This is a genomic window from Cupriavidus sp. D384 (assembly GCF_001652915.1).
GTDB lineage: Bacteria > Pseudomonadota > Gammaproteobacteria > Burkholderiales > Burkholderiaceae > Cupriavidus.
On sequence record NZ_BBQI01000091.1, the window covers coordinates 76,787 to 99,880 of the forward strand.

Genomic DNA, 23,094 nt, shown 5'->3' on the forward strand with positions numbered 1-23,094 from the left:
TGCTTAGCGGATCGCGCCAGCCTCCGCCACGGCCACGGCCGTCATGTTGACGATGCGGCGGGTGGTGGCCTGCGGGTTCAGGATGTGTACCGGCTTGGCGGCGCCCAGCAGGATCGGGCCCACCGTCACGCCCTGACCGCCCGTCATCTTGAGCAGGTTGAACGCGATGTTGGCGGCATCCAGCGTCGGCATGACCAGCAGGTTGGCGCTGCCGGCCAGCTTGGTGGTCGGCAGGAAGTGGCGGCGCACGTCCTCGTCCAGCGCGGCGTCGCCCTGCATTTCGCCTTCCACTTCCAGTTCCGGCGCCACGCGCGCCAGGATCGCGGCTGCGTCGCGCATCTTGCGTGCCGACGGACGCGTGGACGAACCGAACATCGAGTGCGACATCATGGCCACCTTCGGATGCAGGCCGAAGCGTGCGATTTCCTTGGCGGCCAGTTGCGTGATCGCGGCCAGTTCCTCGGCGCTCGGGTCATCGTTCACGAACGTGTCGGTGATGAACAGCGTGTGCTTTTCCAGCATCAGCGCGTTCATGGCGGCGAACACCTTGGCGTCCGGGGCCAGGCCGATCACGTCGCGCACGTGTTCGAGATGGGCCTCGAAGCGGCCGACGGTGCCGCACAGCAGCGCATCGGCGTCGCCCATGTGCATCAGCATCGTGCCGATCAACGTGTTCGAACGGCGCAGCGCCACCTTGGCCATGTCCGGCGTCACGCCATCGCGGCCACGCAGCGCGTGGTATTCCTCGTGATAGGCGCGATAGCGCGGATCGTCTTCCGGATTGATCAGTTCGAAGTCGACACCGGGGCGCAGGCGCAGGCCGGCCTTCTCGATGCGCATCTGGATCACGTGCGGACGGCCGATCAGGATCGGACGGGCCAGGCCTTCGTCCACCACGCCCTGCACGGCGCGCAGCACGCGCTCTTCCTCGCCCTCGGCGTAGGCCACGCGCTTGGGCGCGGCCTTGGCGGCCGAGAACACCGGCTTCATGATCAGGCCGGTGTGGTAGACGTAGCTGGTCAGCTGCTGGCGGTAGGCTTCCAGGTCCTTGATCGGACGCGTCGCCACGCCCGACTCTTCCGCAGCCTTGGCCACTGCCGGGGCGATCTTCTCGATCAGGCGCTGGTCGAACGGCGTGGGGATGATGTAGTCAGGGCCGAACTTCAGTTCGCGGCCGCCGTAGGCCGCAGCAACGGCATCGTTCAGTTCGGCTTCGGCCAGCTCGGCGATGGCCTTCACGCAAGCCAGCTTCATTTCTTCCGTGATCTTCGTGGCGCCGCAATCGAGCGCGCCGCGGAAGATGTACGGGAAGCACAGCACGTTGTTCACCTGGTTCGGATAGTCCGAACGGCCGGTGGCGATGATGCAGTCCGGACGCGCGGCCTTGGCCACTTCCGGGCGGATTTCCGGTTCCGGGTTCGCCAGCGCCAGGATGATGGGCTTGTCGGCCATGGTCTTGACCATGTCGCCGCTCAGCACGCCCGCGGTGGAGCAGCCCAGGAAGACGTCGGCGTTCTTGACGATATCGGCCAGCGTGCGGTCGGCCGTGTCCTGCGCGTAACGGGCCTTGTTGGCTTCCATGTTCGCGTCGCGGCCCTGGAAGATCACGCCCTTCGAGTCGACCACGAAGACGTTCTCGCGCTTCACGCCCAGGCTCACCATGGTGTCCAGGCAGGCAATGGCGGCAGCGCCGGCGCCCGACACGGCCAGCTTGACCTTGGCGATGTCCTTGCCCACCACCTTCAGGCCGTTCAGCAGTGCCGCGGCCGAGATGATGGCCGTGCCGTGCTGGTCGTCATGGAAGACGGGGATGTTCATGCGCTCGCGCAGCTTCTTCTCGATGTAGAAGCACTCGGGCGCCTTGATGTCTTCCAGGTTCACGCCGCCCAGCGTGGGTTCCAGCGCGGCGACGATTTCCACGATCTTGTCCGGATCGCGCGCATCGAGTTCGATGTCGAACACGTCGATGCCGGCGAACTTCTTGAACAGGCAGCCCTTGCCTTCCATCACCGGCTTGCCGGCCAGCGGACCAATGTCGCCCAGACCCAGCACGGCAGTACCGTTGGTGATCACCGCCACCAGGTTGGCGCGCGAGGTGTACTCGGCGGCCATCGCGGGATCCTTGTGGATCTCCTCGCAGGCGTAGGCCACGCCCGGCGAGTAGGCCAGCGACAGGTCGCGCTGGTTGGACAGCGCCTTGGTGGCCGTTACCTGGATCTTGCCCTTGGTCGGGCTGCGGTGGTATTCCAGCGCGGCCAGACGCAGTTGCGCTTCGGGGCTGTTCGGGGCATGTTGCGGTGCATCACCGCTGGTCTTGCTGCTCATTCTGCTTGTCCGGAAAGAGAAGGCGAAAAAAATCGAGCAGCCATTCTAGCCCAGCCATCCCGAGCCGGAAGGCCTTTGCAATGGTCCGGACAGTGTTTTTACGGCGCGGAGGCGAAAAACGGCTTTTACCTTACGGTAGCGAATACGATTCGCCCCTCGGCGCGTCTTGCCGGTGGACGAATGTCGACGAATGCATGCCGGTTTTCCGCTACTTCTGGTCCTTCTGGACTTCCAGCGTGATGCGCTGCGGCCGTCCGCTTTCGCCCGGGAAATTGGCAAACGCGCTGCGGATCATGTAGGGCATCACGGCCGTCAGGTTGCCGCCCTCGGTGGTGTTGCGCGCCGTCACCTGGTAGACCCGCTTGCCGCTGGCCGCATCCTTGAAGAAGACCCTCAGGTTGGAGAACGTCACCGGCACATCGCGCACCACGGTCTGGGGCGGCCAGTAGCCCGGCCCCCAGCCATACGGCCCCCACGGCCGATACCAGCCATACGGCCCCCAGTACGGCCCGTACGGTCCATACCAGGGATCGGGGTAGACGGTTTCCGCCACGCGCACGAAGCCGGGGGCGGCGTCGTAGTCCATCGTCACCAGGTAACGTGCCTGCCTGGGCGGCGCCTGTTCGAAGCCGATGCCGGACAGGACCTGGGACAGCCACAGCTCGTAGGTCTGGCGATCAAGCTGCGCGTCCTGCTGCGGCGCGTGATCGAATGCGTAGGTACGCGGCGCGTCATTGCTCCATGCCGCGTCGCGGAACGCGGTCACCTCGGTGGTGACGGTGCTGGCGCAGCCCGACAGCCATAGCGCGCCCAGCGCCAGCCATACACCCAGGCCACCCCGGCCACGCTGCCTTCCCCAGGAAACCGCTGCTTGCCACATCGCCATACCTCGTTATTTTTGGTTCGGTCACGTTTCCTCAGACACGATCGGGGCGGCCGAATTCCCACGCCGGCCCCGGTGCAACGCAGGCCTGAAACCGCTTGGCTACAATGGGGGCTTCAGGGCCGGTTCTCGCCGTTCAAGGCCCGCCGCCCCCGGTCACCCGAAGACAGGATCTCCCCATGCTGCGTACCGACACGCCCGTTACCGTCTACCGCAAGGACTATACTCCGCCCGCGTTTGCCATCGATCATGTCGACCTCGTGCTCGACCTCGACCCGCAGCGCACCATCGTCACCAGCACGTTGAAGTTGCAGCGCACCGGCGCCGCCGATGCCCCGCTGGTACTGAGCGGCGAGGCGCTGGAGCTGATTGGCATCAAGCTCGACGGCCAGCCGTTCGGCAACTGCCGCGCCGAAGACGACACGCTTACGCTTGCTGGCCTGCCCGCGCAGGGCACGCTGGAAATCACGGCGGCCTGCAACCCGGCAGCCAACACCACGCTGTCGGGCCTGTATGTCTCGAATGGCAACTTCTTTACGCAGTGCGAGGCCGAAGGCTTCCGCCGCATCACGTATTTCCTGGATCGTCCGGACGTGATGACCACCTACCGCGTGACGCTGCGCGCCGACCGTGCCGCCTGCCCGGTGCTGCTGTCCAATGGCAACCTGCTGTCGCAGGGCGATCTGCCCGATGGCCGCCACGAAGCCGTCTGGGAAGACCCGTTCCGCAAGCCGTCCTATCTGTTTGCGCTGGTGGCCGGCAAGCTGGAACGCATCGAAGAGAAGATCGTGTCGGCGTCGGGCAAGGAAAAGCTGCTGCAGGTCTGGGTGGAGCCCCAGGACCTGGACAAGACGCGCCATGCCATGGATTCGCTGATCCATTCGATCCGCTGGGACGAGCGGCGCTTCGGCCTGGAGCTTGATCTGGACCGCTTCATGATCGTCGCCGTCAGCGATTTCAACATGGGCGCGATGGAGAACAAGGGCCTGAACATCTTCAACACGAAGTACGTACTGGCCAATGCGCAGACCGCCACCGACGTGGACTTCGCCAATATCGAATCGGTGGTGGCGCACGAGTACTTCCACAACTGGACCGGCAACCGCGTGACCTGCCGCGACTGGTTCCAGCTGTCGCTCAAGGAAGGCCTGACCGTGTTCCGCGACCAGGAATTCTCGGCCGACATGATGGGCTCGGAATCGGGCCGTGCAGTCAAGCGCATCGAGGATGTACGCGTGCTGCGGCAGGTGCAGTTTCCCGAGGATGCCGGCCCGATGGCCCACCCGGTGCGCCCCGACAGCTACGAGGAAATCAACAACTTCTACACGGTCACGGTCTACGAGAAAGGCGCCGAGGTCGTGCGCATGTACCAGACCCTGCTGGGCCGCGACGGCTTCCGCCGTGGCATGGACCTGTACTTCCAGCGCCATGACGGCCAGGCCGTGACCTGCGACGACTTCCGCGCCGCCATGGCCGACGCCAACGGCCGCGACCTCAAGCAGTTCGGCCTCTGGTACAGCCAGGCCGGCACGCCGGTGGTGACGGCCCGCACGCAATGGGATGGCACTGCCGGCACCCTCTCGCTGACGCTGACGCAGCGCTGCCCCAAGGTCGGCATCGAGACCAAGGCCGGCTCGCCGGACAAGCAGCCGTTCCATATCCCGTTCGCGCTGGGCCTGATCGACGCCGCCGGCAACGACCTGCCGCTGCAGCTCGACGGCGAAACCCAGGCGGCCGGCGCCACGCGCGTGCTCGATTTCACGCAGGCCGAACAGACCTTCCGGTTTGTGGGCCTGCCCAAGGGCGCCAAGGCCCCGCTGCCTTCGCTGCTGCGCAATTTCTCGGCGCCGGTGATCGTCGACTACGAATACACCGATGCCGAGCTGACCTTCCTGCTGGCGCACGACAGCGATGCGTTCAACCGCTGGGAAGCCGGCCAGCGCCTGGCAACGCGTGCGCTGCTGCAACTGGTGGCCGACGTGCAGGCCCAGCGCGAACTGAAGCTCGATCCGGCGCTGGTGGCGGCCTTCCGCACCGTGCTGACCGATGGATCGCTGAACCCCGCGTTCCGCGAGCAGGCCCTGATGCTGCCGGCCGAGGCCTATCTGGCCGAGCGCATGGGCGTGGCCGATCCGGCCGCCATCCATCATGCCCGCCTGTTCATGCGCGAAGGGCTGGCCCGCACGCTCAAGGCCGAATGGCTGGCCGCCTACCAGGCCAACGCCACGCCGGGCGACTACAGCCCCGATGCCGACTCGATGGCAAAGCGCGCGCTGCGCAACCTGGCGCTGGGCTACCTGGCCGACAGCGGCGACGCCGACATGCAGGCGCTGGCCGACCAGCACTACCAGCAGAGCGGCAACATGACCGACCGCTTTGCCGCGCTGTCGGCGCTGGTCAACAGCTTCGCGCCGGGCCGCGAGCATGCCCTGGCCGATTTCTACGAGCGCTTCGAGGACGACGCGCTGGTCATCGACAAGTGGTTCTCGCTGCAGGGCATGCAGCGCGGCGAGGTGGGCCCGCACGCCGGCAAGCGCACGATCGACACGGTACGCGCGCTGATGGAGCACCCCGCCTTCAACCTGCGCAACCCGAACCGGGCGCGGTCGCTGATCTTCAGCTTCTGCTCGGGCAATCCGGCCCAGTTTCACGCCGCCGACGGCTCGGGGTATGCCTTCTGGGCCGACCAGGTGCTGGCGCTCGACGCCATCAACCCCCAGGTGGCCGCACGGCTGGCGCGGGTCATGGATCGCTGGCAAAAGTACGAGATCCCGCTGCGCGACCGCATGCGCGCGGCGCTGGAGCGTGTGGCGGCGGCGTCCACGCTGTCGCGCGATGTGCGCGAAATCGTCAGCAAGGCGCTGGCAAGCTGATGTGTCCTCCAAGGCGCACGGCGGGCCGAAAACGGCCTGTCCGTAGCGCCGGCCCTGTAGAATGGCGCCCATCCAAGGAGAACCCACCATGACACGCATCAGCCTCACCCGCTATCTGGTCGAGGAGCAGCGCAAGCACAACACGATCCAGCCGGAACTCCGGCTGCTGATCGAGGTGGTTGCGCGCGCCTGCAAGGCCATTTCCAACGCCGTCAGCAAGGGCGCCCTCGCGGGCGTGCTGGGCTCGGCCGGCACTGGCAACGTCCAGGGCGAAACGCAGCAGAAGCTCGACGTGATCGCCAACGAAGTGCTGCTGGACGCCAACGAATGGGGCGGCCACCTGGCGGCCATGGCATCCGAGGAAATGGACTCGTTCTACGAGATCCCGAACCGCTACCCGAAGGGCGAATACCTGCTGCTGTTCGATCCGCTCGATGGCTCGTCGAACATCGACGTGAACGTGTCGATCGGCACGATCTTCTCGGTGCTGCACATGCACAAGCCGGGCGAGACCGTGACCGAGAGCGATTTCATGCAGCCGGGCACGCACCAGGTGGCGGCCGGCTACGCCGTGTACGGCCCGCAGACCACGCTGGTGCTGACCGTCGGCAATGGCGTGCACATGTTCACGCTGGACCGCGAGGCCGGCAGCTTCGTGCTGACCCAGTCGGACGTGAAGATCCCGGAAGACACCAAGGAATTCGCGATCAACATGTCCAACATGCGTCACTGGGCACCCCCGGTGCGCCAGTACATCGACGAATGCCTGGCCGGCGACGAAGGTCCGCGCGGCAAGAACTTCAACATGCGCTGGATCGCGTCGATGGTGGCCGATGTGCACCGTATCCTGACGCGCGGCGGCATCTTCATGTATCCGTGGGACAAGCGCGAACCCGAGAAGCCGGGCAAGCTGCGCCTGATGTATGAAGCCAACCCGATGGCGTTCCTGGTCGAGCAGGCCGGCGGCGCGGCCACCAACGGCCACGAGCGCATCCTGGACGTCCAGCCCACCAAGCTGCACCAGCGCGTGTCGGTGGTCCTGGGTTCGAAGAACGAGGTGGACCGCGTCACGCGCTACCACCAGGAAGCGGCCAGCAAGGCCTGATCCGCCGGCACCCCTGCGGAACTTCCATGCAAACAGGGCGCCCCGGCGCCCTGTTTTCTTTGGTTCTTCGGAGAATTCCGGCTTCGGCCTTCCCCGTCCCTTCCGCCGCACCTTCCGCCGTCCCTTCCGCTTCCGGCAGCCGTCAGAGGGCGATCTGCCACTGCATGCGCCACGTGGCCGAATCGCCCGCGGCCAGGCTGCGCAGCCCCGTGCCCTCCCAGCCGCGCAATGCCAGGTTGACCGCATCGGCCACATGCGACACCGGCTCCAGGCACACGAAATCGCACCCGCCCGGTGCATGCAGCACCAGGTGATCCAGTTCCTCGCCGGCCCGCAGCGTCAGCGTGGCGCCGTCGGGCCGCTTCAGCGTCGCCATGCGTTTCCAGCCGCTGTAATAGACGCTCAGATCGGTCTCCGGCAGATGGCGCTCACGCAGGAAGCGCTCGCGATCCCCCACCACCGTACGGCCCGTGGCGACGCCGCCTGCGTCGGCCGGCCACATGTGCAGCGCGTCGAACTGCAATCGCATGCCCGGCACCCGGGCAAAGAACGGATGAAAGCCGCCGCCAACCGGCATGGCCGTTTCGCCATCATTACGGATCATCAGTTCGGCTTCGAGGCCGTCTCCGGTCAGCCGCAGCGTCTGCCGGGCATGGATCGGCCAGGGCCAGTCGCCGCCGGCCGGTGCGTGGACCAGCGTCATGACGATGCAGTCGCTGGCCTGCTCGATGACTGCCCAGGCGCGCGCATGGCCGAAGCCGTGCATCGCATGGGCCTGTCCCGGATGGGCGGGCAGATCGCTGTCGCGACCGTCCCAACGAAACCGGCCCTCGCGGATGCGGTTGGAGAACGGCAGCAAGGGATAGCTGCCGGCCTTGGGCCACTGGAAGGCGTCGAAACCTTGTTCCAGCGCCTGCCACGGCATCGGCGCCAGCCATTCGATGAGGTGACCATCGGCTCGCGTGGTACCGAACGACGCCATGCGGCCGCCGGCGGCCGGGGCGACCGTCAGCGTATGCGCGCCCGATTGCAACGTATGAAGGGGGCCGGGTGGAAGCCAGGGCATGTCAATCCTCGACAAGTCGACTCCCCTCTCACACGCGGGAGAAGGGAAAAACCGCTTACTTTAGCAACACCTCGGGCAGCCACAGCGAGAACGCCGGCACATAGGTCACCAGCAGCAGCGCGGCCACCAGCGCACCGTAAAACGGCCAGATCGTGCGCATGACCTGCCCCACCGACACGCCGCCAATCGCGCAACCCACGAACTGCGTGGTACCCACGGGCGGCGTATTGAGCCCCAGCGCGCAGTTGATCAGCATCAGCATGCCAAATTGCACCGGGCTCATGCCGTAGTGCATGCAGATCGGCAGGAAGATCGGCGTGCAGATCAGGATGGTGGCCGCCATGTCCAGGAACGTGCCCAGGATGAACAGCATTACGTTCACCATCAGGAAAATCACCCACGGGCTGGTGGACACCGAACTCAGGAACTGGCCGGTCAGCTCGGCCACGCCGTAGAGGCTGATCATGTAGCCGAACGTGGCTGAAATGCCAATCAGCAGCAGCACCACGCCGGTCGTCTTCACCGCCTTGGCCGCCGCCTTGATGAACTGCTCCTTCGTCAGCGAGCGGTACAGGAACACGGTCAGCGTCAGCGCATACAGCACGGCAACGGCGGCCGATTCGGTGGCGGTGAACACACCCGACAGGATGCCCGCCAGGATCAGCACCACCACGAACAGGCCCGGCAGCGCGGCGGCCAGCGAATGGCCCACGATCTGCCAGCCGGGGAACGTGCCGGACGGATAGCCGCGGCTGCGCGCCACAAAGTAGGCGGCCGCCAGGTTGCAGATCGTCAGGATCAGCGCCGGCAGCACGCCGGCCAGGATCAGCGCGGCAATCGACACCTTGCCGCCCGCGGCCAGCGTGTAGATGATCATGTTGTGGCTGGTCGGCATCAGCGCGCCCACCAGTGCCGCGTGGGTGGTCACGTTGACCGCGTAGTCGGCGTGGTAGCCCTCGCGCTTCATCATCGGGATCATCACCGCGCCCATGGCCGACACGTCGGCCACCGGCGAGCCCGAGACACCGCCAAACAGCGTGCAGGCCACCACGTTGGACATGCCCAGCCCGCCGCGCACATGACCGGCCATCGACTTGGCGAAGTTGACGATGCGGTCGGCAATGCCGCCGTACAGCATCAGCTCGCCCGCGAAGATGAAGAACGGGATCGCCAGGAACGAGAACGCGTTCATGCCCGACGTCATCTGCTGGAACACCACCGCCAGCGGCAGGCCTTCGTACAGGATGGTCGCCACGGCCGACAGGCCGATGGCGAACGCCACCGGCACCCCGAGGATCAGGAAGCCGAAGAAGCAGACGGTAAGAATGATCAGTGCCATGCCGGCTCCACTTCCGTGCCTTTCAGCACTGCAATGATGTGTTCGATCGAAAACAGCACGATCAGCGCGCCCGCGATGACGGGCGGCACGTAGCGCCAGCCCTCGGAAATGCCCAGCGTCGGCAGCTTGTAGTCGGCCACCGAGTGCGCCAGAAACGCGCAGTTGTATGCCATGACGGCGCCGAACACGCCCACCAGCACGTGGATCAGGATTTCCAGCTTGGTGCGCAGGTGATCGGGCAGCAGAATGAGCAGCGATTCCAGGCCGATATGGCCGGCGTCGCGCACGCCCACGGCGGTACCGAGCATCGTCACGTACAGCACCAGCAGCATCGCGATGGATTCGGCCCAGGTGGGCGTGTCGTTCAGCACGTAGCGGCCGAAGACCTGGTACAGCACCGCAACCACGAGCAGCAGCAGGCCGAAGACGCCCAGGCCCAGACAGGCGCGGGCCAGCGTGGCGCAAAAACGGGTGTAGGCATTGGCGCGCACGGCGCCCGCATCAGCAGCGGGCCCGTGAGCGCCATCCGCCGGCGTGGCCGGCGTGGGGGATGGCGAAAGCATGATGGATTCCCTGCAACCTGACGTCGGCGGATTACTTCGTTTCCTGCGTGCGGCGCACCAGGTCCTTCATCTGCGCGCTGGTGATGAAGCGGTCGTACACGGGCTTCATCGCGGCCTGGAACGATGTCTTGTCCACCTGGATGATCTGCACGCCGGCGGCCTCCACCAGCTTGCGCGACTTCAGCTCGCGCTCGTCCCACAGCTTGCGCATGTAGGGCACCGAGTCCCTGGCTGCCTGGCGCACCATGGCCTGGTCGTCCTTCGACAGGCGATCCCAGGCCACCTTCGAGAACATCAGCATTTCTGGTGCCATCGAGTGCTCGGTCAGCGAGTAATACTTGGCGACCTCGAACTGGCGCGAGCTTTCGTAGCTGGGCCAGTTGTTCTCGGCGCCGTCGACCAGGCCGGTCTTCAGCGCGGTGTAGACCTCGCCCCACGGCATCGGCGTGGCATTGGCATGCATGGCTTCGAGCAGCGACACCCAGAGATCCGACTGCTGCACGCGGATCTTCATGCCCTTGGCGTCGGCCAGGGTCTTGATCGGCCGCTTGGTGGTGTACATCGAGCGCGACCCGCTGTCGTACCACGCCAGCCCGATAAAGCCGTTCTTCTCGCACGACTTCAGGATGTCTTCGCCGATCGGGCCGTCCAGCACATGGCGCATGTGCTCGGTGGAACGGAACAGGAACGGCATCGTCGGCACGATGGTGGCTTCGCAGATATTGTTCATCGCGGCCGAATTCACACGCACCATCGACAGCGCACCGATCTTGGTCTGTTCGATGGCATCCTTCTCGCTGCCCAGCGCGCCTTGCGCGAAGACCTTGATCGACATCTTGCCGTTCGAGCGCTGCTTGAGCAGATCGCCCATGTAGCGCACGGCCTGCACGGTCGGGTAGTCGTCGGGATGGATGTCGGCGGAACGGAAATCCGCGGCGTGCGCGCCGACCGGCATCGCCACGGCTGTTGCAAGTGCGGCCATCAGGGTACCCAGGCGGGTACGCGCGAAGTGTTTTTGAAACATGTGTCTTGCCTCCAGTGTTATCAGAGTTATTCGTCGTTCAAGTCAACACATTGCCCGGCCCGCCTGGCTCGGCGGGCCGTCTTCGGAACCTGATCAGTCGCGCAGCACGGGCTCGGACGTGCCGCGCACGCCGGGACGCAGTGCCACCACGGCGCCGGACAGCGGATCGGTGTCGTCGGTGCGGATCGACGTGACATAGAGCGTGTCGAGGCCGCTGCCGCCGAACGCGCACATGGCGGGCTTGGCAAATGGCACCGCCAGGCTGCGGTCCAGCCGGCCATCGGGCGTGAAGCGATGCACCTGGCCGGCATCGTTGCCGCAGATCCAGTAGCAGCCCTCGGCATCGACGGCCGCGCCATCGGGCCGGCCCGGGTAGCGATTCATGTCGATGAACACGCGGCCATTGGCCGGTGTGCCCGTATCGATGTCGTAGTCGTACGCCCACACCGCCCGCCGGGCCGGATGCGAATCCGACACGTACATCGTGCGGCCATCGGGGCTGAAGGCCAGGCCGTTCGGCGTGATCATTTCGTCGCGGATCATGTCCAGCGCACCCGTGCGGGCATCGAATCGATACAGCTTGCCGTCGGTGGCGGCCAGCGACATGTCCATCACCATCGTGCCGGCCCAGAAACGGCCCTGCCGGTCACAGCGGCCGTCATTGAAACGCATGCCGTCGCGCGCGTGCGCCACCGTGGCCACCCGCTGCGGCGCGGGGGCGCGCTGCCCCGCCACCAGTTTGCCGATTCGGAATATTCCGGTTTCCATCGCCAGCAGCCAGCCGCCGTCGGCCGTCATGGCCATGCAGCCGGCCATCTCGGGTACTGCCCAGTGGTCGGTGCGGCCGCTGGCCGGATCGAAGCGCCACAGCGTGCGATTCGGGATATCGGTCCAGTACAGCGCGGCTTCAGTGGCGTGCCAGACGGGGCTCTCGCCCACGCCGCAGCGCATGTTCCCGATGCGTTCGAAAGTGTCGGACATGGCTGTTGCCCCTTAATCGCCGAACGGGCCGGCCTTGACGAAGGCCCCACCCTGGTACCAGCCGGCCGGATCGTCCGCAGGCAGTGGCGGCACCGACTCCACCTTGGCGCGGAACGGCTCGGAAGACTCCACGGGCCTGAAGCCCAGGCGCGCGGCCTTGCTGTTGTCCCACCAGCTGTCGCGATTGGCCGAAGCGCCATAGACAATCAGGAATCCGACATTCGGCACGAAGATGGCCCGCTTGATCAGTTGCTCCAGGTCGTCATAGCCGAGCCAGGTGACCATCATGCGGCGATCCCTGGGCTCGGGAAACGACGATCCGATACGCAGCGCCACGGTGTCGATGCCGTAGCGGTCGCTGTAGAAGCTGCCCATCTGCTCGCCAAACGCCTTGCTGACGCCGTAGTACCCATCGGGCCTGGCGGGCGTATCGGCATCGAGCACCTCTCCCTGCCTGTAGTAGCCGATGACGTGATTCGAGCTGGCAAAAACGATGCGACGCACGCCATGGCGGCGCGCGGCTTCGTAAATGTTGTACGTGCCCTGGATGTTGGCGGGCAGGATTTCCTCGAACGGCCGCTCCACCGACACGCCGCCAAGATGAACGATAGCGTCGACGCCTGCCACCAGCGCATGGACGGCTTTGGCGTCGGAAAGATCGCACGTGACCACCTCTTCCTGCTCGCCGGCTTCGCCCAGGCTGGCGATATCGGAAACGCGCACCACATCGGCATAGCGCTTCAGTCGGTCACGTAGGACTTTTCCGAGATTGCCGGCGGCGCCGGTCAGGAGGATGCGATGGCAACGGGTAGGGACGCCGTCGAGCGGGTCTTGGGAGGTCTGAGACATGGTGTCGGGCTGCACAGGTGCGCGGTACCAGCTCATCGCGCACAAATGGCTGAATTGGGTGTTATTGATCTGTCGTCATACAACGCAACTGGAATCTAATCGCCCGCACCATTCCGGTCAAGATGAGATCGCCTCAGTAAATTCCCTAGAAGTTTTAAGATGCAGACATGCAGACGTTAATTGCTGCCCTGCGGATTTCTCTCACGCATTCGGCTGATATTTTCCATTTCGCCGTCCTCGAAAACGCTTGCCAAAATCCCCGCCAATCGGCCACGGAACATGATTTCTCGTTGAATTTAAATAACTTACGTGAAACTGACAAAAGTTTGCTGCAATGCAAATTAAGCAAATACCGAATTCGAAAATGCACCAGGCTGGAGCGTAATTGAGTGGTATTTGATACTGGAATCCAGTGTTGCTGATCCACCCAATGTCTCGTCCTATGTCTTGCCTTGTTATTTTTCTGTAAGGTACGATGTCATAGGACATCAGATCACATCGATTGCCTTTCCCAATCGATTTGGACTGCACGTCCCGGCGCCTGGGAATCACTTCCCGGCGCGCCTCCCATGCCCGCCGGTGAAGGGAATGCACAAGCCGATCCACTTCGGCAACAGAAGTCGAACAAGCATTTGGCACCGGCTCTTCCGCAGCAAAAACGAAATAACAAGCCAGGATGGAGACCAACATCATGAAGCGAGCCCTTGCGCCCTTCGTCGCCACAGCAGCGCTAACAGCCATCGGGGCCGCGGCACCCGCCCAGGCCCAGTCCAACGTCACGCTCTACGGCATCGTCGACACCACGATCCGCTACACCACGAACGAGAGCGCCGCCGGCAACGGCAAGCTGCAGATGACGGACGGCGTGCTGACCGGCAGCCGCTGGGGCCTCTATGGCGTGGAAGACCTGGGACGCGGCTACCAGGCGCTGTTCGTGCTCGAATCGGGCTTCTCGCCCGATGCAGGCCAGAGCCTGCAAGGCAACCGCCTGTTCGGCCGCAAGGCGTATGTCGGCATGCAGGGCGACTTCGGCACGATCACGCTGGGCCGGCAATTCACGGTGATCCACGAGGTCATCGCCAGCTACGACGCCATGGCGCTTGCCAACCTTGCCATCGTCGGCTTCCAGGGCGGCAACTACACCGGCGGCGTACGCCAGGACAACATGGTCAAGTACGCCGGTAAATTTGGCGGCTTCACGATTGCAGCCCAGCATGCGTTCGGCGAGCAACCGGGCAGCGTGGCACGATCGTCGTCGACAGGCGGCAGCCTGACCTACGCGGCGGGTCCGTTCATGGTGGCCGGTGGCTACCAGATCATGAAGGACACCACGAGCTACTACGGCGTGACCGTGCCGAACAGCGACCAGAAGGTCTGGACGCTCGGCGGCACGTACACCGCCGGCCCGGCAACGATCTACCTCGGCTACACGAACAGCAACGTCGACAACGCCGGCTACAAGAACCAGGCCGGCTACCTTGGCGCCAAGTATCAGTTCGATCCGGCATGGTCCCTGATCGCGATGGGTACGTACGACCACCTCAAGCATGCCGGCGATTCGGGCAACCGCTTCACTGGGGCGTTGATGCTCGACTACGCATTCAGCAAGCGTACCGACGTCTACCTGGAAGCCGACTACACGACGCTGACCGATGCCTGGCGCACGCTCGGCGCGCAGCCAACCTTCCAGACGCCGTTCTATGGTCACGGCAGCCGCGTGGGCGTGATGGCCGGCCTGCGTCACAAGTTCTGACGCCCTGATCCGCAAGCCGCCACACCGCTTGCGGTCAATCCGGAAAAGGGGGCGGCTTCGCCCCCTTTTTGCCTCAAGCGATCCCCCACGCCTGTGCGATCCTTACGCCTGTTGTTGCAGCGCTGCCCAGGCAGCGGCGGCAACGTTCCGGGCGGCCCGCCCTGCAGGATTCCCAAAAAATCCGCACGAGGGGCTTCACAAACCCGGAAGTCACTGATATGATCGCTGGCTCTATCCGATTCGACGCAACGCAGCAACGGCGCGGATCGCAGCGATAGAACAGGTTTTGCAAGTCAGGTTTCGCCGGTGTAGCTCAGTTGGTAGAGCAGCGCATTCGTAATGCGAAGGTCGTAGGTTCGACTCCTATCTCCGGCACCATCACTTGAAGTAGGAAGGGCAACCCATTCGGGTTGCCCTTTTTGCTTTGGTGCCTGCTTACCGTGGCGTCAGCTAAATCGGCTTTGTCTCAATAACATTTCGAGAGACGATGCGGGCCGGTCACGACACCACGCGCGGATGGCAGGCCAGCTGCCATGCATCGCCCATGCTGGTGCGCATCGGCACGAATCCATCGCACCCCAGCATCTGCAGCACCACGGCTTCCATGCGTTCGACTGACGCCGACCTGGGCAGATGCGCGACGACGCCACACGGCTCCAGCGACGCCGGGACGTGCAGCCACATGTTGTCGGACAGCAGCAGGATGCGCGCGCGGGGCAGCGTCTGATGCAGCCGGCGCAGCAGGTACCAGTTGTCGCTGGTGTCACCGGACATGCCATACACCACGATGGACGTTTCGAGGCCGGGCTCCAGCGCCTGGATGCCAGCCGGATCCAGGGCCCGCACCGCGCCAACGCCCGGCATCCGCTCCAGCAGCCGTTGCATGCCCAGACGCACCAGCGGTTGGTCTTCGATTACGAGTGCGGTCATGTTGCGTCTCCCGAAGTGTCTGGTTTTGATACGGGAGACTCAGCAAACGGCGTGCCAGACAATTTCTGCCCGTCACGCGGATCGCGTGCAACCATCAAATTGGCGTAAATGCCATGCGCGCTGCGGCTTTGGCGCTTCCGCGCGCCCGCGCACGGAAGGCAAGGCGCAAAGCATGCAGGCGCCTGGATGTTACGGGTGACGTAACGTGTCACCCCGGGGACGTAACGGGCCCCCTCCAAACCGATCTTCCGGACAACACGGCGAACCGGGTGCCGGCCCGCAGCAACCGGCCCGTGACGGTTCCTGTCTGCCCGGCCTCGCCCGAATCAGGTCACCGTGATGCGGTCTTCGATCACCCGTACCTGCCCGCCGGTCTTGTCTTCCATGACCTTCAGCACCTTGTGGCCCACCTGCAGGGTCACGCCGCCATGGATGCGGCGACCCACCGCGATCACCGCATCGTCCGACGGCTTGATCTGCTCGCTCAGCCGCGCGATCTCGGCGTCGAGTTCGAACAGGTCGCGATTGATCTTGTACATCGTGGCGCGCGCCTTCTCGCGGACATCGCCCTGTGCGCGCTCCGGATTCTTGGCGAAGAAGGCCACCAGTTGCTGCAGCTTGGCCTGGTCGTCGAGCACCTTGCGGCGGCGCGCTTCCAGTTCGGCCTTCTGCTGATCCGCAAACGGGTTCAGGCCAACCTGCACGGCCGTGGCCGATCCGGCGGGTGCGCCCAGGGTTGCCACGCTGACCGATTGCAGCGCGCGGGTACGGCCGCCGCTGATGCTGCCCTGGGATGTGGGGGTGCCAACCACCACGCGTTCGCCCGCCGACACATCGCTCTGGCGGATGCCGCTTTCGACCACCACCTCGGTCTCCGCCTCGACGATCGCGTTCTGGATATAGCGCGCATGCACCGCGCCCTTGGTGCGCACGCTGGCTACGTCGTTGGGGTCGCCACCGTGGGCGGAGTCTGCCTTGCCGATGATGCCACCCTTGACGATCACGTCACCGCCCGCCTCCACATGGGCCGCCTCGATGGTGCCCTGCACCACCACATCGCCGGTGACACGCACCGACATGCCCGTACGGATATCGCCCGACACACGCAGCGATCCATCGAAATTGACGTTGCCCGAATGCAGGTCCACGGCGTCCACGTCCACCACGGGGCTGACGATCACGCCGTTCGGCAGCACGCGCGGCGATCCGGCGATCACCGCCAGCAGCAGGTTCGGGTCGTTGGGGTCTGCGGCCACACCGGTCAGGTCTGCCGCATAGGGGGTATCCACCACGGGTTCGGCGGCAATCGGCTTGCCCAGCACGTCCATGCCGTCCTTGCCGGATCTGGCCGGAGTGCGGCGCATCAGCGCCGTGCCGGGATTCACCAGCAGCAGGCTGCCAAGGTCGCGCAGGTCGACGCGCTCGTCCTCGTTGTCGGCCTGTGCCGGCCGCTTCTGCTGCACCAGGCTGTCGAAGCGGGCCGTCTCGCCCTGCACGGGTGCCACGCCGCGCGCGATCTCGCGACCTTCGCAGCTGCCTGCCTCCAGCGCCACGCCAATGGCCGCCGAATCGAGCAGCGCCACCACGCCCATCGACGCCGCAGCGGCGGCAATATCGCTTTCCTCGATGATGCGGCCGCCTTCGGGCGGCATCAGCGTCAGCAGCAGCTGCAGCTTGTCGGCGGTAATCTCCAGTTCGAAGGCGCCGTCCAGCACCGTGCCGATCACCGCATCGATTTCACGGTCGGTCAGCTGGCACTGGGTCAGGAATCCGGTCACGGCGGCCTGGTCCAGGCGCGCCCCCTGCCAGCCGTGCTCGGCCAGCGATGCTTCCAGCGCCGCCCGGTCCGGCGGCAACCGGCCGGTTTCCGGCGTAAAACACGCCCTTACCTGATCGCCCGGCTGGTTGAGTTCCAGGCGTAATCCCACGTCCGCGTTCATGGCTCCCCGCTTTCTCGTTCTGCATGGCGCCATGCCGGCTGGGGTTCGTGCCCCGGGTCCTTCCGCTTGGACGGCCGTACCTGCGCCAACTCTGCTTGTCGTGATCGAAGGTTTAACGGCAGGCACGCGAGTGAGCTTTAGCCCACAAAAGTAGGGGGCGGTGTCTTGACGGGGTTTTCGGTAAACTGTCGGCCTTTCCGAAGCATCCACAGCCCCATCCGCCGATGTCCAGCACCCACGAAGTCCGTCCCGGCCAGTCCGTCGAACTGCTCAAGGAACTCCATATCCTGACGCGCGACGGCAAGATGAACCAGGACAGCCGCCGCAAGCTCAAGCAGGTCTATCACCTGTTCCAGTTCATCGAGCCCCTGTTGCGCGAGGTAAAGGACGCCAAAGGCGCCGTGTCGCTGGTGGATCACGGCGCGGGCAAGTCGTACCTGGGTTTCATCCTTTACGACCTGTTCTTCAAGGACCTGAAGGACAGTTCGCATATCTTCGGCATCGAGACACGCGAGGAACTGGTCACCAGTTCGACCGCACTGGCGGAGCGCCTGGGTTTCCCGGGGATGTCGTTCCTGAACCTGTCCGTGGCCGATTCGATCACTTCGCCGGCACTGCCCGAAACCGTCGATGTCGTCACGGCACTGCACGCGTGCAACACCGCCACCGACGATGCCATCCGCTTCGCGCTGGCAAAGCGCGCGCAGCATATCGTGCTGGTGCCCTGCTGCCAGGCCGAAGTGGCTTCGGTGCTGCGCAAGCACAAGGGCCGCCTGCTGGCCGGCAATCCCATGACCGAAATCTGGCGCCACCCGCTGCATACGCGCGAATTCGGCAGCCAGCTGACCAATGTGCTGCGGTGCCTGCAGCTTGAGGCGCATGGCTACCAGGTCAGCGTGACGGAACTGGTCGGCTGGGAACACTCGATGAAAAACGAACTGATCGTCGCCCAGTACAAGGACTTGCCGCGCCGGCGTCCGGCCGAGCGGCTGCAGCAGGTGCTGGAATCCGTGGGGCTGGAGGAACTGGGCGAGCGCTTCTTCACGTCCACCGCTCCTGCCACGCCTGCATAAGCAGGGACGCGGCGTCGCGCCGCGTCCGTCAGCGTTTCAGGGTCACCGCCTCAGCGTCAGAGGTCGCTCTTGCCGGCCATCCACTTGAGCCATCCCGCGTGACCCAGCGCGCGCAGGGTTTCCATGTTGCGCTCGTAGATGTCTTCGGCCTCGGGAAAGGCCTCCGCCGCGCGGGCGATGCTGTCCTCGCGCAGCAGATGCAGGATCGGATATGGCGCGCGGTTCGTGTAGTTCTCGATATCGTCCGGCGCCGTGCCTTCGAACTGGTATTCCGGGTGGAAGCTCGCGATCTGCAGCGTGCCGTCCAGCCGCAAGCTGCCAAGCAGCCGGTCGGCAAAATACAGGAAATCGTTGTACGCCAGGAAGTCGGCCAGCGCGTGCGGCACGATCAGCAGCGTGGTATCCACCTGTTCCGGATCGGCCTCCGCCAGGCCCTTCAGCTCGCGCTCCAGGTCGTCCAGCACGTCCTCGTCGCGCGTGGCCTGACTCACCACGTACCGCACCTGGCCCTTCACATGCACGCTCTTGGCGAACGGGCACAGGTTCAGGCCAATCACGGCACGCGTGAGCCAATGGCGCACATCGGCGACGATGCGCTCATCTTGCGGTCGGACGGCCTGGTCGGTCATCGTCACTGCCCTTTCTCGATGTGCAGCGCCACCGCTTCGGCCACTTCGATACCATCGATGGCCGCCGAGTAGATCCCGCCCGCATAGCCGGCGCCCTCGCCGGCCGGATACAGCCCGCGCACGTTGATGCTCTGGTAATCGTCGCGATTGCGGCGGATGCGCAGCGGCGACGACGTGCGCGTTTCCACGCCCGTCAGCACGGCATCGTGCATGGCAAACCCGGCAATCTTCTTGTCGATCTCGGGCAGCGCCTCGCGGATGGCGTTGATGATGTAGTCCGGCAGCGACGTGCTCAGGTCGGTGGGCGTCACACCCGGCTTGTACGACGGCTCGACCGAACCCAGCGACGTGGACGCACGCCCGGCAATGAAATCGCCCACCAGCTGGCCCGGCGCACGATAGTCGCTACCGCCCAGTTCGAATGCGCGCTCTTCCCACTTTCGCTGAAATGCGATGCCTGCCAGCGGGCCGCCCGGGAAATCCTCCTCGGGCGTGATCCCCACCACGATGCCGGCGTTGGCGTTGCGCTCGGCACGGTAATACTGGCTCATGCCATTGGTCACCAGGCGCCCCGGCTCGGACGCCGCTGCCACCACGGTGCCGCCCGGGCACATGCAGAAGCTGTACACGGCACGGCCGTTGCTGGCGTGGTGCACCACCTTGTAGTCGGCGGCGCCCAGCAGCTTGTTGCCCGCGAACTTGCCAAAGCGGCTGCGGTTGATCAGGCCCTGCGGGTGTTCGATGCGGAATCCCAGCGAGAACGGCTTGGCTTCCATGAACACGCCCCGGTCATGCAGCATGTGGAACGTGTCGCGCGCGCTGTGTCCCACGGCCAGGACCACGTGGTCGCACGGCAGGTAATCACCGTTGGAGAGCTTCAGTCCGCGCACCTGGCCGTTGTCGATATCGATATCGTCGACCCGCGTCTCGAAGCGGATTTCGGCGCCCAGCTCCAGCATTTCGGCACGCATCTTCTCGACCATGCTCACCAGCCGGAACGTGCCGATGTGGGGCCGCGCCTTGTACAGGATGTCTTCAGGCGCACCGGCGCGCACGAATTCTTCCAGCACCTTGCGGCCGTAGTGCTTGGGGTCCTTGATCTGGCTGTAAAGCTTGCCGTCCGAGAACGTGCCGGCGCCGCCCTCGCCGAACTGCACGTTCGACTCCGGGTTCAGCACGCTCTTGCGCCACAGGCCAAAGGTGTCCTTGGTACGCTCGCGCACTTCCTTGCCACGTTCCAGGATGATCGGACGATAGCCCATCTGCGCCAGCAGCAGGCCGGCCAGCAGGCCGCACGGGCCCAGGCCGATCACCACCGGACGCGACTTCGGGCCGCCCTCCGGCGCCCTCGCCACGAAGTGGTACGTCATGTCCGGCGTGACGCTCCAGTTCGGTTTGCGCTGCATGCGCTTGACTGCCGCGGCCTCGTCCTTGACCTCGATGTCGATGATGTAGGTCAGCTTGATATCGTCGCGCTTGCGGGCATCGTGCGCGCGGCGGAACACCGTAAATCCGACAAGGCCGTCGCCCTTGACACCGATCTGGTCCAGATGGCTGCGCACGGCAGCTTCGAGATCGCTCTCGACGTGATCGAGCGGCAGTTTGACTTCACTGAGACGTAGCATGGGGTACCGATTCTTCTGCGGCCTGGATGTCTGGTGGCCGGGCGTTACCCAGCAGGAGGCCAGAACGGCCGAGCCGCGATTTTAGCAGCGACCACAGCCCCGGGCGCGCCGCGGGCGTGACGATCCGCAACCGCACCGGCCCCTGCGCCACCAACTGATGCCAACCTGCCGCATCCATCACACCCACGGCGCCGGCACACAGATCCTGCGGCACCTGGCACACCTGCCCGGCCAGCCAGCGCGGCGCGCCCGCGACCGCCACCCGGCCTTGCTGGACATGCACGACCGCTCCGGCCTTCAGGTGCAGGCTCAGGCACTGGCCGGCGGCCAGGACAATCGTCTGGATATCTCCGGAAAGGGTCTGTGGGGATGTCATGGCGGCACTCCTTGTGCAAATGAAAAACGTGCCACCAGCGTATCGGCGCGCCCGCCAGGCCAACAGGCACAAGCCTTTGCAGGCCCGACCAGAACAGATGCAAAACTTTGGCCCTGTTACGATACAGCGACGTACCATCTGTATCTGTTCCAGAGATCGCGCACGCGCGATGATGCCGCCATGTCCGCCATTGCCCCACCGGTTGCCCCGGCAGCCTCCGCCGCCCGCCCCGCTCCGCCAGCCTCGTCAGGCCCGCTCTACCAGCAGCTGGCGGGCCACTATCGCCAGGCGATAACGGCCGGCACACTGGTGCCCGGCGATCGCATGCCGTCGGTGCGGGCGTTGATGGGCCTGCATGCCGTGAGCCTGTCCACCGCGCTGCAGGCATGCCGCGAACTGGAAGCCGCCGGCCTGCTCGAAGCGCGGCCTCGTTCGGGCTACTTTGTCTGCGCACCGGCGCAGCCGGCGCTGGCGCCCATCGAGGAGCCTGTTCCCGGCCTGCCGGACCCGGCGCAATACGTCGGCATCCACCAACGGATTTCGGCCATCCTGGCCCGCAGCAAGCAGCATCGGATCAACCTTGGCGGCGCCTGCGGAGCGCCCGAGCTGTATCCGACCGATGCCCTGCGCAATGCGGCCGTGCGCGCCCTGCGCCGCTGCCCGGAGCTGTTCGGCACCTCGGTCGATTCCGATGGACACCCGGCCTTCCGGGCGGCACTGGCGCGGCAGGCGCTGCGGTCGCGCATCAACGTCTCGCCAGAGGAAATCGTGGTCACGCACGGCGCCACCGAGGCGCTGACGCTAGCCCTGCGCGCGGTGGCCGGCCCCGGCGATGTGATCGCCGTGGAATCCCCCACCTACTACGGCCTGCTGCAGATCCTGGAAAGCCTGGGCATGCGCGCACTGGAGATCCCGTGCAGCCCGCAGACCGGCATCTCGCTCGAGGCGCTTGAACTGGCCGCCCAGACCTACGCCAATATCAAGGCCGTGTGCGTGGTGCCGAACCTGCAGAATCCACTTGGCTGCGTCATGCCCGATGCGCACAAGCAGCGGCTGGTGGCGTGGTGCGCCGCGCGCGGCATCGCCATGATCGAGGACGACTGCTGTTCGGCCACGTTCGACGAGGACGCCCCGCTGCCGGCCGCCAAGGCGTGGGACACCACGGGCACGGTGATCCATTGCGCGTCGCTGCACAAGGTGCTGGCGCCCGGCATGCGGCTGGGCTGGATCACGGCCGGCAAGTGGCAGGCCCGCGTGGAGATGCTGAAGTTCGGCCTGTCGCGCCCCAACGAGATGCTGACGCAGATCGCGGTGGCCGAGTACATGGGCACCGGCGCCTTCGACCGCCACCTGCGGCGTCTGCGCACGCAACTGCGCGTGCAGCGCGAATGGGTGGCGCAGAAGGTGGCCACGACCTTCCCGTCCGGCACGCGGCTCACGCTGCCGCGCGGCGGCCTGCACCTGTGGGTGGAAATGCCCGGCGGCGTATCGTCCGAAGCCGTGTTCGAGCAGGTGCTGGGCGACGGTATCCGCGTGATGCCGGGCGCCATGTTCTCGAACTCGAACCGCTTCAACCATTTCCTGCGGCTGAACTGCGGCAACCTGCGTACCCCGGAACTGGAACGCGCGCTCGACACCGTGGCCGCGGCGGCACGCCGGCTGGCGGGCTGAGACAGCCCGGATGGCACGACCGCCAGGCCGCTGACACTGGCTGACACTGGCTGTGGCTGGCCCAGACTGGCGGGGGGGGGGGGGCGCCC

At 65.4% G+C, this 23,094-nt stretch carries 18 protein-coding genes and 1 tRNA gene; 6 read left to right on the forward strand and 13 right to left on the reverse strand.

Features of this window, described 5'->3' with window-relative positions:
* Positions 1–3 precede the first annotated feature (3 nt).
* Positions 4–2,325 carry an NADP-dependent malic enzyme gene (locus A9J21_RS20620; RefSeq protein WP_066739019.1) on the reverse strand — a complete coding sequence of 774 codons (2,322 nt, stop codon included), beginning with the start codon at positions 2,323–2,325 and terminating at the stop codon, positions 4–6.
* Positions 2,326–2,533: 208 nt separating this feature from the next.
* Entirely contained in the window at positions 2,534–3,205 is a 672-nt protein-coding gene (locus tag A9J21_RS20625; RefSeq protein ID WP_197497538.1) for a DUF4136 domain-containing protein, read from the reverse strand.
* A 182-nt stretch (positions 3,206–3,387) separates the two neighbouring features.
* On the opposite strand from A9J21_RS20625, the gene pepN reads away from it, so the two are divergent.
* Together pepN and A9J21_RS20635 are read left to right on the forward strand one after the other, a co-directional pair.
* Positions 3,388–6,081: an aminopeptidase N gene (pepN, locus tag A9J21_RS20630; protein ID WP_066739020.1), complete on the forward strand. Its 2,694-nt coding sequence runs from the start codon at positions 3,388–3,390 to the stop codon at positions 6,079–6,081.
* Positions 6,082–6,169: 88 nt separating this feature from the next.
* Positions 6,170–7,186, forward strand: a complete 1,017-nt coding sequence (locus tag A9J21_RS20635) for a class 1 fructose-bisphosphatase (RefSeq protein ID WP_066739021.1) — start codon at positions 6,170–6,172, stop codon at positions 7,184–7,186.
* A gap of 142 nt (positions 7,187–7,328) precedes the next feature.
* Here A9J21_RS20635 and A9J21_RS20640 read toward each other — a convergent pair whose 3' ends face one another.
* The 6 genes from A9J21_RS20640 to A9J21_RS20665 form a co-directional block, all read right to left on the reverse strand.
* A complete protein-coding gene (locus A9J21_RS20640; RefSeq protein ID WP_066739022.1) occupies positions 7,329–8,252 on the reverse strand; it encodes an aldose 1-epimerase in 924 nt (307 codons plus the stop codon).
* A gap of 55 nt (positions 8,253–8,307) precedes the next feature.
* Positions 8,308–9,591: a TRAP transporter large permease gene (locus A9J21_RS20645; protein ID WP_066739023.1), complete on the reverse strand. Its 1,284-nt coding sequence runs from the start codon at positions 9,589–9,591 to the stop codon at positions 8,308–8,310.
* Positions 9,582–10,154 (reverse strand): TRAP transporter small permease, encoded by a 573-nt coding sequence (locus A9J21_RS20650; protein ID WP_082926536.1) that lies wholly within the window; start codon positions 10,152–10,154, stop codon positions 9,582–9,584. The genes A9J21_RS20645 and A9J21_RS20650 overlap by 10 nt, the downstream gene beginning before the upstream one ends.
* A gap of 31 nt (positions 10,155–10,185) precedes the next feature.
* A complete protein-coding gene (locus A9J21_RS20655) occupies positions 10,186–11,178 on the reverse strand; it encodes a TRAP transporter substrate-binding protein (RefSeq protein ID WP_156546043.1) in 993 nt (330 codons plus the stop codon).
* Between the two features lie 93 nt (positions 11,179–11,271).
* The gene (locus A9J21_RS20660; RefSeq protein WP_066739025.1) at positions 11,272–12,159 is read right to left on the reverse strand and encodes an SMP-30/gluconolactonase/LRE family protein; all 888 of its coding nucleotides are present in this window, start codon (positions 12,157–12,159) and stop codon (positions 11,272–11,274) included.
* Positions 12,160–12,171: 12 nt separating this feature from the next.
* Positions 12,172–13,008: an NAD(P)-dependent oxidoreductase gene (locus A9J21_RS20665; RefSeq protein ID WP_066739041.1), complete on the reverse strand. Its 837-nt coding sequence runs from the start codon at positions 13,006–13,008 to the stop codon at positions 12,172–12,174.
* Between the two features lie 691 nt (positions 13,009–13,699).
* On the opposite strand from A9J21_RS20665, the gene A9J21_RS20670 reads away from it, so the two are divergent.
* Together A9J21_RS20670 and A9J21_RS20675 are read left to right on the forward strand one after the other, a co-directional pair.
* Positions 13,700–14,761: a porin gene (locus A9J21_RS20670; protein ID WP_066739042.1), complete on the forward strand. Its 1,062-nt coding sequence runs from the start codon at positions 13,700–13,702 to the stop codon at positions 14,759–14,761.
* 302 nt (positions 14,762–15,063) lie between these two features.
* Positions 15,064–15,139, forward strand: a tRNA-Thr gene (locus tag A9J21_RS20675).
* Positions 15,140–15,259: 120 nt separating this feature from the next.
* Here A9J21_RS20675 and A9J21_RS20680 read toward each other — a convergent pair.
* Complete coding sequence (locus tag A9J21_RS20680; protein WP_066739026.1) at positions 15,260–15,691, reverse strand: response regulator transcription factor; 432 nt, start codon at positions 15,689–15,691, stop codon at positions 15,260–15,262.
* Between the two features lie 326 nt (positions 15,692–16,017).
* Entirely contained in the window at positions 16,018–17,631 is a 1,614-nt protein-coding gene (locus A9J21_RS20685) for a DUF342 domain-containing protein (RefSeq protein ID WP_066739027.1), read from the reverse strand.
* A 224-nt stretch (positions 17,632–17,855) separates the two neighbouring features.
* On the opposite strand from A9J21_RS20685, the gene A9J21_RS20690 reads away from it, so the two are divergent.
* A complete protein-coding gene (locus A9J21_RS20690; RefSeq protein ID WP_066739028.1) occupies positions 17,856–18,704 on the forward strand; it encodes an SAM-dependent methyltransferase in 849 nt (282 codons plus the stop codon).
* Between the two features lie 56 nt (positions 18,705–18,760).
* On the opposite strand, the gene A9J21_RS20695 is transcribed toward A9J21_RS20690, so the two are convergent.
* Genes A9J21_RS20695 through A9J21_RS20705 form a run of 3 tightly spaced genes read right to left on the reverse strand, consistent with a single transcriptional unit; the run spans position 18,761 to position 21,334 of the window.
* Positions 18,761–19,333: a DUF1415 domain-containing protein gene (locus A9J21_RS20695; RefSeq protein ID WP_066739029.1), complete on the reverse strand. Its 573-nt coding sequence runs from the start codon at positions 19,331–19,333 to the stop codon at positions 18,761–18,763.
* Between the two features lie 2 nt (positions 19,334–19,335).
* A complete protein-coding gene (locus A9J21_RS20700; RefSeq protein ID WP_066739030.1) occupies positions 19,336–20,958 on the reverse strand; it encodes an NAD(P)/FAD-dependent oxidoreductase in 1,623 nt (540 codons plus the stop codon).
* Complete coding sequence (locus A9J21_RS20705; RefSeq protein ID WP_066739031.1) at positions 20,942–21,334, reverse strand: hypothetical protein; 393 nt, start codon at positions 21,332–21,334, stop codon at positions 20,942–20,944. Before A9J21_RS20705 ends, A9J21_RS20700 begins: the two co-directional genes overlap by 17 nt.
* Positions 21,335–21,514: 180 nt before the next feature.
* Here A9J21_RS20705 and A9J21_RS20710 point away from each other — a divergent pair, with 180 nt between their 5' ends.
* Complete coding sequence (locus tag A9J21_RS20710; protein ID WP_082926537.1) at positions 21,515–23,005, forward strand: PLP-dependent aminotransferase family protein; 1,491 nt, start codon at positions 21,515–21,517, stop codon at positions 23,003–23,005.
* Positions 23,006–23,094 lie beyond the last annotated feature (89 nt).

Bases quoted from the DNA above. Each gene is read 5' to 3' on its own strand.
- A9J21_RS20655 (WP_156546043.1), bottom strand. From the start codon at position 11,178: ATGTTTCAAAAACACTTCGCGCGTACCCGCCTGGGTACCCTGATGGCC.
- A9J21_RS20650 (WP_082926536.1), bottom strand. From the start codon at position 10,154: ATGCTTTCGCCATCCCCCACGCCGGCCACGCCGGCGGATGGCGCTCAC.
- pepN (WP_066739020.1), top strand. From the start codon at position 3,388: ATGCTGCGTACCGACACGCCCGTTACCGTCTACCGCAAGGACTATACT.
- A9J21_RS20660 (WP_066739025.1), bottom strand. From the start codon at position 12,159: ATGTCCGACACTTTCGAACGCATCGGGAACATGCGCTGCGGCGTGGGC.
- A9J21_RS20700 (WP_066739030.1), bottom strand. From the start codon at position 20,958: ATGCTACGTCTCAGTGAAGTCAAACTGCCGCTCGATCACGTCGAGAGC.
- A9J21_RS20620 (WP_066739019.1), bottom strand. From the start codon at position 2,325: ATGAGCAGCAAGACCAGCGGTGATGCACCGCAACATGCCCCGAACAGC.
- A9J21_RS20640 (WP_066739022.1), bottom strand. From the start codon at position 8,252: ATGCCCTGGCTTCCACCCGGCCCCCTTCATACGTTGCAATCGGGCGCG.
- A9J21_RS20690 (WP_066739028.1), top strand. From the start codon at position 17,856: ATGTCCAGCACCCACGAAGTCCGTCCCGGCCAGTCCGTCGAACTGCTC.
- A9J21_RS20625 (WP_197497538.1), bottom strand. From the start codon at position 3,205: ATGTGGCAAGCAGCGGTTTCCTGGGGAAGGCAGCGTGGCCGGGGTGGC.
- A9J21_RS20680 (WP_066739026.1), bottom strand. From the start codon at position 15,691: ATGACCGCACTCGTAATCGAAGACCAACCGCTGGTGCGTCTGGGCATG.
- A9J21_RS20665 (WP_066739041.1), bottom strand. From the start codon at position 13,008: ATGTCTCAGACCTCCCAAGACCCGCTCGACGGCGTCCCTACCCGTTGC.
- A9J21_RS20705 (WP_066739031.1), bottom strand. From the start codon at position 21,334: ATGACATCCCCACAGACCCTTTCCGGAGATATCCAGACGATTGTCCTG.
- A9J21_RS20635 (WP_066739021.1), top strand. From the start codon at position 6,170: ATGACACGCATCAGCCTCACCCGCTATCTGGTCGAGGAGCAGCGCAAG.
- A9J21_RS20695 (WP_066739029.1), bottom strand. From the start codon at position 19,333: ATGACCGACCAGGCCGTCCGACCGCAAGATGAGCGCATCGTCGCCGAT.
- A9J21_RS20645 (WP_066739023.1), bottom strand. From the start codon at position 9,591: ATGGCACTGATCATTCTTACCGTCTGCTTCTTCGGCTTCCTGATCCTC.
- A9J21_RS20685 (WP_066739027.1), bottom strand. From the start codon at position 17,631: ATGAACGCGGACGTGGGATTACGCCTGGAACTCAACCAGCCGGGCGAT.
- A9J21_RS20670 (WP_066739042.1), top strand. From the start codon at position 13,700: ATGAAGCGAGCCCTTGCGCCCTTCGTCGCCACAGCAGCGCTAACAGCC.
- A9J21_RS20710 (WP_082926537.1), top strand. From the start codon at position 21,515: ATGTCCGCCATTGCCCCACCGGTTGCCCCGGCAGCCTCCGCCGCCCGC.